This window comes from Streptomyces adustus (assembly GCF_009377175.1).
GTDB classification, from domain to species: domain Bacteria; phylum Actinomycetota; class Actinomycetes; order Streptomycetales; family Streptomycetaceae; genus Streptomyces; species Streptomyces adustus.
Window position 1 is genome coordinate 1 of record NZ_VJZD01000315.1, and the last position, 9,727, is coordinate 9,727.

Genomic DNA, 9,727 nt, shown 5'->3' on the forward strand with positions numbered 1-9,727 from the left:
TGGCGGGCGGGCGGGCCGGGGCGGGTGGCGTCGTGCTGCTCGCGGGCGCGCCGTCAGCGCGCCTGTCGGGAGCGGCGCCGACCGTTGGCGGCACCTGCCCGCGCACGCCGACGGCCAGTTGGCGAGCGGGGCCGCGGCGGCCGCGTACCGGGCCTGGGGATACCGCAGAATCGGCGAAGCACGGCCGTGGGGCGCGGACGCGGACCTCCATGGCGTGATGCTGCTCGATCTGCGCCGGACGCGGCCCCCGAACCCGTAGACCCGGTGCCGGGCAGCACAGCCGGTCAGGGCACCCGCCGTCCACGACCTGTGGGAACAAGCGCCTCAGGCGATGTCGTGGACGTTGTGCTCACGCAGGTCGGACGCATGCCGCGCGATGTCGGCCGGTCGCCGGACCGGCCCTAGTCGCCGGAGAAGCCGAAGATTCCCAGATGGGAGGGCTTGTCGTCGGTGTGGAGGACGACGTAGTAGCCGGTCCAGCGCATCCGGCACTCGCCGAGCAGGCTGCGTTCGTGCTCCTCGTGGCTCGCGGCCGTGCCGGCGGCGACGAGGCGCTCGTACTGCTCGACCGTGGGCCGGTCCGTGCCGAAGTGGTGGACCACGCGGTCGAGCGCCAGCGGGCGCAGGGTGCTGTAGTCGGAGAAAGAGGACTCCGTCGGCGGGGTGTCCACGGCGACGACCCGGTCGATGTCAAGGATCGTGTGGGTGCCCTCCTCCCCCATGAACTCCTCGTCCTCCCACAGTTCCTCCAGGCTCCGGTACTCGGAGCCGTCCCCGTACTCCTCCTGGAAGACCCTGGCGTGCAGAGCCTCCAGGGCCGCCGCGGCATCCCCGTCGTACTCGGTCACGTAGTCCCACCCACTGGCACCCATCGAGCAGCCCTCCCTGCCGGTTGTGTAGGGCCGCAACGCTAGCGGCGGGGACTGACAGCGCCCCTCCGGCGGCCCGGCACGCGGTGTGGTGGACCCGGCCCGGAACGGCAAGGGCTCCACCGGCGGCCGGACGAGGATCGCCACCGGCCGGCAGGGGTACAAGGGCCTGTTCCGAGCCGGCTCTTCCCCCCACTGCCGAACGGGCCCGGACGCCGAGTGCGTCCGGGCGCGTTCCCCGTACCGGGGCGGGTCTGCCGTGGCTCAGCCCGAGCAGTTCGGGACGACGACGTCGCTGCCCGCGCAGTTGGTGGGGGCGTTGCCGCGGACCCGGGAGTTGATCAGGTTGACGGTGCCGCCGGTGTTGAGGACACCGCCGGGGGCGAGGGTGGACGAGTTGCTGTTGACGTTGCTGTCGCTGATGGTCGTCGAACTGGTTCCGAAGGAAGCGGTGAAGTTGGCGACGCCTCCGGCCCGTCCGGCGGTGTTCTCGTTGACGTTGGTCCGCAGGATCCGCAGGGTGCCGTCGTTGGCCGCACCGCCGCCGACGGCACCGGCGTGGTTGTCGATGATGCGGCTGTCGGTGATGGTCATGTCGCCGTCGTTGGCGACGCCGCCGCCGTTCACGTTGGCCATGTTGTCCATGATGTTGGTGCGCTGAACAACGGTGACGGACCCCGCTCCGCCGCCGATCCCGCCCGAGAAGTTGGCGCGGTTGTCGCGGATGGCGCTGCCGGTGACGGTCAGCCTGCCGTGGTTCGCGATGCCGCCGCCGAAGTCGGGCGCGGCGCCGTTGGTGATGGTGGCGTCGCTCAGCATGAGATTGCCGCTGGGGCCGACGGAGAGGATGCCGAAACTGGCCGCCGAGTCGCGGGTGATGGTGCTGTTGCGGGCGTTGATGACGATCGTGTTGGTGATCTCCGGCAGGGGCGCGGTGAGCGCGTAGGTGCAGCCCGGCGACAGCACCAGGGTTCCGCCACCCGTGTTGGCGGTGGTGATGGCGTCGAACAGGGCGCTCTCACTGCACGGGACATTGGGCTTCGGCGCGGCGGGGGCGGCCGTGGCCAGTACGGCGGGGGAAGCGGTGGCCAGCAGCGTGGCCGCCGCTCCGGCACACAGCGCCTGCGCGACGCGTACCGACGGCTTGCGGATGGACATGAGCAGGTGGCTCCTTCGGAAGTCCCGGATCTCACGGGGTGCTCCCGGCGCCGAAGTCGACGGCGCCGTGGCTCGGGGGGCAGGGCCGATGCTGCCCCCCGACCGCGCCGGCGGCGCCGGTCCGCGCGAGTGGCCCCCTCGGACGGGGCAACCATTTCCACCCGACGGCCGACGGCCGAGGTCCGACAGCGGCCGAGGTCAGAGGGACGAGGTCCGACAGCGGCCGAGGTGAGCAGCCGGTGCCCTACGGCCGTACAACGTGGCACGGCGACCCGGTCCCCCTAGGCGCGGCACGGCGACCCGGCCCGGTTGTCCGCGAACTCTCCCGGGATTGTCCGTGATCGGTAACGGACGGATCCCCTGGCCAGGTTTCTTCGTCCTGCCAAGTGGTCGCACGGCGACCGGGGATTCGACGAGGCACTGGGCGAAAGCGGGGCGGACATGGCACGGCACGGTGGGGTGCGCGGCTGGTACGGCAAGATGATCGGGGCGGCGCTCGGGGTGACGATGTTCGCCGTCGGTGCCTCGCTGTGGACCGCGCAGGCCGACGCCGTGCACGACCCGTCGCCGAAGGCGACCGCCTCGGCGACGCCGAGCAGTGCCGTCAAGTCGGTCGCGATCACCATCGCGCACTCCTCGGACAAGGGCGCGCACGGCGTCAACATCACCATCGACGACGGCCCGGACCCCGTCTGGACCCCCCAAGTGCTCGACGTGCTGAAGGAGTACGGGGTGAAGGCCACGTTCTGCATGGTGGGGACGCAGGCGCAGGCCCACCCGGACCTGGTGAAGAAGGTGGTCGCGGCCGGGCACCGGCTGTGCGACCACACGGTGTCGCACGACACCTCCATGGACAAGAAGCCCTTCGCCTACCAGTCCAAGGAGATACTCGACGCCGAACGCATGATCACCGAGGCGTCCGGCGGCGTACGGCCGATGTACTACCGCGCTCCCGGCGGCGCCTTCACCCCCGAGAGCCGCAAGCTCGCCGCTTCCCGGGGCATGCGCCCGCTGGGCTGGAACGTGGATACCAAGGACTTCGAGCACCCGGGCACGGACGCCATCGTCGCCACCGTCCAGCGGGAGATCCCCAACGGGCCGACGATCCTCTTCCACGACGCGGGCGGCGACCGTGCCCAGACCGTCGAGGCACTGCGCCGCGTCCTGCCCTGGCTCAAGGAGCAGGGCTACTCCTTCGGCTTCCCGGTGCGCTGAGCCGCCGGCCGGGTGCCGGACGGATCCCCAGGGGGGCGAGCCACGGGCTCGCCCCCCTTTCTTGTCTCCGTTGTCAGGCGGCCGGGTCGAGGACCACCTCGGCCGTGTTGTTGTCGGTGTTCGGGTCGAAGGGGAAGGTCGTGCCGTAGTAGGGCTTGACGACGACGTGGCCCGTCGCGCCGGGGACGACCCGGTCGATGCGCAGCTTGAACGGGAAGGTGACGTCCAGGCCCGGCTGGGTCCAGATGGGGAGGGTGCAGGCGTAGTGGCCGACGGCCGGGTCGTCGCCGGACGTCCAGGCGTTGCGGCAGGTGCTGGGCATGGCCGTGGCGGTGGTGCCCTCCGGGAGGTGGAAGTGCACCACCGCGACCGGGTCGCCGGAGCTGACGTTGCCGACCCAGGCCGGGCCCAGGTCGGCGAAGCCGACCGTCGCGGTGACGGTGTCGCCGGCCGCGCCGCTCACCACGGTGCCGCGCGCGGCGAAGTCGGCGATGTTGTCGGCGGCGATGTTCCAGGCCCGGTAGTTGTCCGAGGTGTCGAGGTCGGTTGCGCCGTCGCCGGGCTCGACCTCGTAGTCGAACCGCTCGGTCAGCGCGCGCCCGTTGACGGCGAGACGCAGCGGTTCCGGCAGCTCCACGGTCGCGCCGGGCGCGACGTCGGTGTCGAAGGAGCAGGTCACCCGTGTCGCGGGCGGCGCGCTGCCGCTGTCGTCGGGTCCGGTGTAGGTGCACTGCGGGTAGCGGGTGACGACGTCGAGGCCGTACGTCGCCCACAGCCGCACACTGAAGCCGTGGGCGGTCTCGTTGCCGGTGTTGGTGACGGAGGCCGGCACGGTGAGCTCGGTGCCGGGTGCGACGCCGGTGGTGTTCTTGGGGGCACCGAAGCCGAGGTCCGGTCCCGAGCCGACGGTGACGGAGGTCGTGAAGCCTTCCGGGGCGACGAGCGTGCCGTCGGGTCCGCCGGTGGCCTGCGCGGAGTACCCGATCGTCCCCTGCGCCCCCAGGGCGGCGCCGGCGACGGCCCGCACCTTCAGCGACACCTGCGCGCTGTGACGGGTGGGCACGTCCCCGGTGTCGCACACGGCTACGGTGCCGGTCTCGTCCGGTGCGCAGTTGTCGGGCCAGGCCACCTCGGCGACCCCGGCGAGCCCGGAGGCGTCGACGGTCAGCCGCCCGTCGGTCACCGCGAAGTCGTCGTTGTCGTGGTACAGGCCGAGGTCCAGCGACCGGTAACGCGCGGCACCGTCCTGCGGAGCGACGGTGACCGCCTGTTCGTCCGGCGCCTGGATCCACAACTGGTCGCGCTGCGGCTGGTCGGCGGCCAGGGCGGCCCCGCTCCCGAGCCCGGCCACGACCAACGCGCCCACGGCACCGACCCGTAACCCGCGGCGCAGCACGCGCCCGACGGACACAGAACTCATGACATCTCCCGTGCGAGACAACAGTGATCCCGGCAACTTCCTTGTGCCGGACGGGAGTTGGACAGCCTGTAGCGACGGAGGGTTGTAGCCGGGGCGCGCGTGGCGGGTGTGTTCCCGCTCTCCTCCCGATCAAGGAGATACGAGGACTTTCAGTGGCCGTCCGGGCAGTTGTGCCAGGCCTTGGCCAGGGCGTTCGGGATCTCCGGTATGTCGCCGCAGCCGTGCGCGCTCCTGGGGAAGCCGTCGGTGGCGACATAGACCCAGCCGCCTCCGGCGGCGGCGCGGAAGTACTTGGTGGCGGTGCCCTCGTCCTGGAGGTTGACGAGTTCGGCCTCGGTGGCCCCGGCGGTGGGCTGGAAGCGGGTGGCGGCGTAGCGGACGGAGCCGCACTGGCCGTAGAAGAACTGCCCGGGCACCGGCGCCACATGGACGAGGACGGGGACGGTGCGCCGGTAGGCCGTCGTCACCGCGGACTTCACCTCGGCGCTCACCGCCAGGTTGCGGCAGCCGGCGAAGGCGGGGGCGGTGGCCTTGGCCGGGACTGCGGGAGCGGTCGACTGCTTGGGGGCGGACACGGCCGGCGCGGTGGGCGCGGCGGAGTCGGACGGCGCACCGGCGGCGGGCGCGCCCGAAGCGGTGGCCGTCGTGGCCGAGGCCTGCGGGGCGGACGGGCCGGAGGAGCCGGAGGCACCGGTGTCCGAACCGCTCTGACACGCCGTCAGCAGCAGAAGACCACCCAACAGCGCTGCCACCGAAGTGCCTCTGGGAGCGGGCATGGCGAATCCCTTCTTCGACCGGGAACATCACGTTCACGACCTGTGTGACCGGGGTGTGCGGCCGGCGCGGAAAGGACCGCCGACCTGACCCTTACGACCACCAAGGGCGGCTCGGCGGTTGCACGGGCCGCCCCACGGAACGGTCTCGGTTTCACATACGCGGCCGGCTGCCGCGGTCAGCCGCCGACGTACGCGGAGAGGTGTTCGCCGGTGAGGGTGGAGCGGGCGGCGACGAGGTCGGCCGGGGTGCCCTCGAAGACGATCCGGCCTCCGTCGTGGCCCGCGCCCGGGCCGAGGTCGATGATCCAGTCGGCGTGCGCCATGACCGCCTGGTGGTGTTCGACGACGATGACCGACTTGCCGGAGTCGACGAGCCGGTCGAGCAGGCCGAGCAGATGCTCGACGTCGGCGAGGTGGAGGCCCGCGGTCGGCTCGTCGAGGACGTAGACACCGCCCTTGTCGGCCATGTGGGTGGCCAGCTTGAGCCGCTGGCGCTCGCCGCCGGAGAGCGTGGTCAGCGGCTGGCCGAGGCTGAGATAGCCGAGGCCGACGTCGGCGAGGCGGCCGAGGATGCGGTGTGCCGCCGGGGTCTTCGCCTCGCCCGCGCCGAAGAACTCCTCGGCCTCGGTCACCGACATCGCGAGCACCTCGCTGATGTCCCGGCCGCCGAGGTGGTACTCCAGCACCGCAGCCTGGAACCGCTTGCCCTCGCACTCCTCGCAGAGGGTGGCGACCCCGGCCATCATCGCCAGGTCGGTGTAGACGACGCCGGCTCCGTTGCAGGTGGGGCAGGCGCCCTCGGAGTTGGCGCTGAACAGCGCCGGCTTGACGTCGTTGGCCGTCGCGAACGCCTTGCGGATCGGGTCGAGCAGCCCGGTGTACGTCGCCGGGTTGCTGCGCCGGGAGCCGCGCACCGGCGCCTGGTCCACCGACACCACGCCCTCGGAGGCGGGGACCGAACCGTGGATCAGCGAGCTCTTGCCGGAACCGGCGACGCCCGTGACCACGCACAGCACCCCGAGCGGGATGTCGACGTCCACGTCGCGCAGGTTGTGCGCCGAGGCGCCGCGGATCTCCAGCGCGCCGGTGGGCTTGCGCACCGCCTTCTTCAGGGAGGCCCGGTCGCCGAAGTGCCGCCCGGTGATGGTGCCGCCGTTCCGCAGCCCCTCGACGGTGCCCTCGAAGCAGACGGTGCCGCCCGCCGTGCCGGCGCCGGGGCCGAGGTCGACGACGTGGTCGGCGATCGCGATCGTCTCCGGCTTGTGCTCCACGACGAGCACCGTGTTGCCTTTGTCGCGCAGTCTCAGCAGCAGGCCGTTCATCCGCTGGATGTCATGGGGGTGCAGACCGATGGTGGGCTCGTCGAAGACATAGGTGACGTCGGTGAGCGAGGAGCCGAGGTGGCGGATCATCTTGACGCGCTGCGCCTCGCCGCCGGACAGGGTGCCCGAGGGCCGCTCCAGCGAGAGGTAGCCGAGGCCGATCTCCACGAAGGAGTCGAGGGTCTGCTGCAAGGACGCCAGCAGCGGTGCCACCGACGGCTCGTCCAGGCCCCGCACCCACTCGGCGAGGTCGCTGATCTGCATCGCGCAGGCGTCGGCGATGCTGATGCCCGCGATCTTCGACGACCGGGCCGCCTCGGTGAGCCGGGTGCCCCCGCAGTCGGGGCAGGCGGTGAAGGTGACCGCGCGCTCCACGAACGCCCGGATGTGCGGCTGCATCGCCTCCTTGTCCTTGTTCAGCATCGACTTCTGGACCCGGGGGATCAGCCCCTCGTAGGTCATGTTGATGCCCGCGATCTTCATCCGGGTCGGTTCGAGGTACAGGAAGGAGTGCAGTTCCTTCTTGGTGTACTTGCGGATCGGCTTGTCCGCGTCGACGAGGCCCGACTCGGTGTAGAGCCGGTAGTTCCAGCCGCCCGACTTGTAGCCGGGGATGGTGAGCGCGCCCTCGTTGAGCGACTTGGAGTCGTCGTAGAGCTGGGTGAGGTCGAGGTCGGTGACCGAGCCGCGGCCCTCGCAGCGCGGGCACATCCCGCCGGTGATGCTGAAGGAGCGGCGTTCCTTCACGGTCTGCCCGGCGCGCTCCAGGGTGACCGCGCCCGCGCCGCTGATCGAGGCGACGTTGAAGGAGAACGCCTTGGGCGAGCCGATGTGCGGCCGCCCGAGCCGGCTGAAGAGGATGCGCAGCATCGCGTTGGCGTCGGTGGCGGTGCCGACCGTGGAGCGCAGGTCGGAGCCCATCCGCTGCTGGTCGACGATGATCGCGGTGGTCAGCCCGTCGAGGACGTCGACCTCGGGCCGCGCCAGGGTCGGCATGAAGCCCTGCACGAAGGCGCTGTAGGTCTCGTTGATCAGCCGCTGCGACTCCGCGGCGATCGTGTCGAACACCAGGGAGCTCTTGCCGGAGCCGGAGACGCCGGTGAACACCGTCAGCCGGCGCTTCGGGATCTCGACGCTGACGTCCTTGAGGTTGTTCTCGCGCGCACCGTGCACGCGGATCAGATCGTGACTGTCGGCGCCGTGCGGCGCGGACGACTGCGCGTCCGTCCTCCTGGCCATGCTCGTCCTCTCTCCGTACGGTCTTGCGAACCGCCTTCGCGGGCTTCCTGTCTACCTGATCGACCCGGTCGGCCGGGGGTGATCCGGGACGACGTCCCGCGCCGTCGCCCCGCGGGTGCGGGCCGGCGGCCACGGCGATCAGGCTAGGCGTCGACCGCCGTCCGGCGCTTCTCGAAAACTGCCCGTCCCGGGCCTCCGGCACGGGACGGCGTGCGGGCGGCGCAGGCGTCACCCGTACGGACGCCTTGGGAACTTCTTTACCCGGTGCGGTAGTTCTGGTGGCGACGGCCCGTCGCGACCCGCGCCGGGCCGCGGAGCGACGCGCGCGATCAGTGAAGGAGCGACACCGGCATGGTGTTCAAACGGCTGCTCGGGGCCATCGGTGTGGACGGCCCCTCGGTGGACACGGTTCTGGACCACGGCGCGGTCCCGCCCGGCGGGGTGCTGTCCGGGCAGGTCCACCTGCGGGGCGGCGGTTCGGCCGTCGACGTCGAGCACATCGCCCTGGAACTCGTCGCCAGGGTCGAGACCGAGCACGAGGAGGGCGAGAGCGAGGGCTTCGTCGTCTTCGAACGGTACGTGGTGGGCGGTGCGTTCCGGCTCGGCGAGGAGGCACGGTACAGCGTCCCGTTCCAGGTGACGCTGCCGTGGGAGACGCCGGTCAGTGAGCTGTACGGGCAGCAGCTGGGGATCGTGCTCGGGGTGCGCACCGAGCTCGCGGTGTCCGGGGCGCGGGACAAGGGCGACCTGGACCCGCTCGCCGTACGGCCGTTGCCCGTCCAGGAGGCGATCCTGGAGGCGCTCGGGCAGCTGGGCTTCGGCTTCAGGTCCGCGGACCTCGAACGTGGGCGGATCGGCGGCACGGATCAGCGGCTGCCCTTCTACCAGGAGATCGAGCTGACCCCGGCGCCGCAGTACGCGCACGCCGTCGACGAGATCGAGGTGACCTTCCTGACCGGCTTCGACCGGACGGAGGTGATCCTGGAGGCCGACCGGCGCGGCGGCCTCTTCTCCGAAGGCCACGACGCGCTGGTCCGCTTCACCGTCGGCCACGACGACGCCGCCCACCGGGACTGGAACACCGAGGTCGACGGCTGGATCCGGCAGCTCGTCGAGCACCGGACGGCCCACGGCTCCGGCGCGGGGTACGGGCACGGTGCCGCGTACGGGCACGGGGATCCGTACGGGCACGGGGATCCGTACGCCGGCGGGTACAAGGACGACTCGTACGGGGGCGGGCACGGGTACGACGAGCACGGCCGCCACGACCGTCACCACGACGAGCACCACCGTTCCGGACCCGGCCTGGGCACCGCCGTCGCGGCCGGTGCGGCGGGGCTGGCGGTCGGCGTCGTCGGCGGGCTGGTGGCGGCCGAGGTCGTCGACGAGATCGGTGACTTCTTCGAGGGGGACGACGACGAGGGCGGGGACGACGAGGACTGAGGTCCGGCGGGCGGCGCGCCGGACCCCGCGTCCGCGGCCCGATCCGCCGGGCGGGCCCTACAGCGGGGTGGCCGCCTTGAGGATCGTGAACATCGTGACCGCCGAGTTCGCCGAGGACATCGCGGACAGGGCGGCTCCGCCGGCCGCGGTCCAGGCGGCCATGCCCGCGCTCGTGAACAGGGGCGGCCAGGCGCGGGCGACCGGCGGCGGACCGAGCAGCGCGGCCACGCGGCGCGGCACGGGTCCCGGTACGGCGGCGAGGGCGGCCAGGGTCGGGGCTGTCTC

At 71.9% G+C, this 9,727-nt stretch carries 7 protein-coding genes and 2 pseudogenes; 3 read left to right on the forward strand and 6 right to left on the reverse strand.

The annotated features are described in order from the left end of the window. A pseudogene (locus FNH09_RS49255) lies at positions 1 to 259 on the forward strand (hypothetical protein); the annotation flags it as partial. 142 nt (positions 260 to 401) lie between these two features. On the opposite strand, the gene FNH09_RS41460 reads toward FNH09_RS49255, so the two are convergent. Both FNH09_RS41460 and FNH09_RS41465 read right to left on the reverse strand, forming a co-directional pair. Then, complete coding sequence (locus FNH09_RS41460) at positions 402 to 872, reverse strand: hypothetical protein (protein WP_152895031.1); 471 nt, start codon at positions 870 to 872, stop codon at positions 402 to 404. 261 nt (positions 873 to 1,133) lie between these two features. Beyond that, a complete protein-coding gene (locus FNH09_RS41465) occupies positions 1,134 to 2,027 on the reverse strand; it encodes a hypothetical protein (RefSeq protein ID WP_152895032.1) in 894 nt (297 codons plus the stop codon). A 441-nt stretch (positions 2,028 to 2,468) separates the two neighbouring features. On the opposite strand from FNH09_RS41465, the gene FNH09_RS41470 reads away from it, so the two are divergent. Then, positions 2,469 to 3,242: a polysaccharide deacetylase family protein gene (locus FNH09_RS41470; RefSeq protein ID WP_152895033.1), complete on the forward strand. Its 774-nt coding sequence runs from the start codon at positions 2,469 to 2,471 to the stop codon at positions 3,240 to 3,242. A gap of 73 nt (positions 3,243 to 3,315) precedes the next feature. On the opposite strand, the gene FNH09_RS41475 is transcribed toward FNH09_RS41470, so the two are convergent. The 3 genes from FNH09_RS41475 to FNH09_RS41485 form a co-directional block, all read right to left on the reverse strand. After that, positions 3,316 to 4,662 (reverse strand): COG1361 family protein, encoded by a 1,347-nt coding sequence (locus FNH09_RS41475; protein WP_152895034.1) that lies wholly within the window; start codon positions 4,660 to 4,662, stop codon positions 3,316 to 3,318. A gap of 149 nt (positions 4,663 to 4,811) precedes the next feature. Continuing rightward, a complete protein-coding gene (locus FNH09_RS41480; protein WP_152895035.1) occupies positions 4,812 to 5,438 on the reverse strand; it encodes a hypothetical protein in 627 nt (208 codons plus the stop codon). A 176-nt stretch (positions 5,439 to 5,614) separates the two neighbouring features. Further along, positions 5,615 to 7,999 (reverse strand): ATP-binding cassette domain-containing protein, encoded by a 2,385-nt coding sequence (locus FNH09_RS41485; RefSeq protein ID WP_152895036.1) that lies wholly within the window; start codon positions 7,997 to 7,999, stop codon positions 5,615 to 5,617. A gap of 351 nt (positions 8,000 to 8,350) precedes the next feature. Between FNH09_RS41485 and FNH09_RS41490 the strand changes: the two genes are divergently transcribed. Then, positions 8,351 to 9,442 (forward strand): sporulation protein, encoded by a 1,092-nt coding sequence (locus tag FNH09_RS41490; protein WP_152895037.1) that lies wholly within the window; start codon positions 8,351 to 8,353, stop codon positions 9,440 to 9,442. Between the two features lie 57 nt (positions 9,443 to 9,499). Here the strand turns inward: FNH09_RS41490 and FNH09_RS41495 are convergent. After that, positions 9,500 to 9,727: pseudogene (locus FNH09_RS41495) on the reverse strand (M56 family peptidase); the annotation flags it as partial.

Coding starts and splice junctions, on each gene's coding strand:
- FNH09_RS41460 (WP_152895031.1), bottom strand. CDS start 872: ATGGGTGCCAGTGGGTGGGACTACGTGACCGAGTACGACGGGGATGCC.
- FNH09_RS41465 (WP_152895032.1), bottom strand. CDS start 2,027: ATGTCCATCCGCAAGCCGTCGGTACGCGTCGCGCAGGCGCTGTGTGCC.
- FNH09_RS41470 (WP_152895033.1), top strand. CDS start 2,469: ATGGCACGGCACGGTGGGGTGCGCGGCTGGTACGGCAAGATGATCGGG.
- FNH09_RS41475 (WP_152895034.1), bottom strand. CDS start 4,662: ATGAGTTCTGTGTCCGTCGGGCGCGTGCTGCGCCGCGGGTTACGGGTC.
- FNH09_RS41480 (WP_152895035.1), bottom strand. CDS start 5,438: ATGCCCGCTCCCAGAGGCACTTCGGTGGCAGCGCTGTTGGGTGGTCTT.
- FNH09_RS41485 (WP_152895036.1), bottom strand. CDS start 7,999: ATGGCCAGGAGGACGGACGCGCAGTCGTCCGCGCCGCACGGCGCCGAC.
- FNH09_RS41490 (WP_152895037.1), top strand. CDS start 8,351: ATGGTGTTCAAACGGCTGCTCGGGGCCATCGGTGTGGACGGCCCCTCG.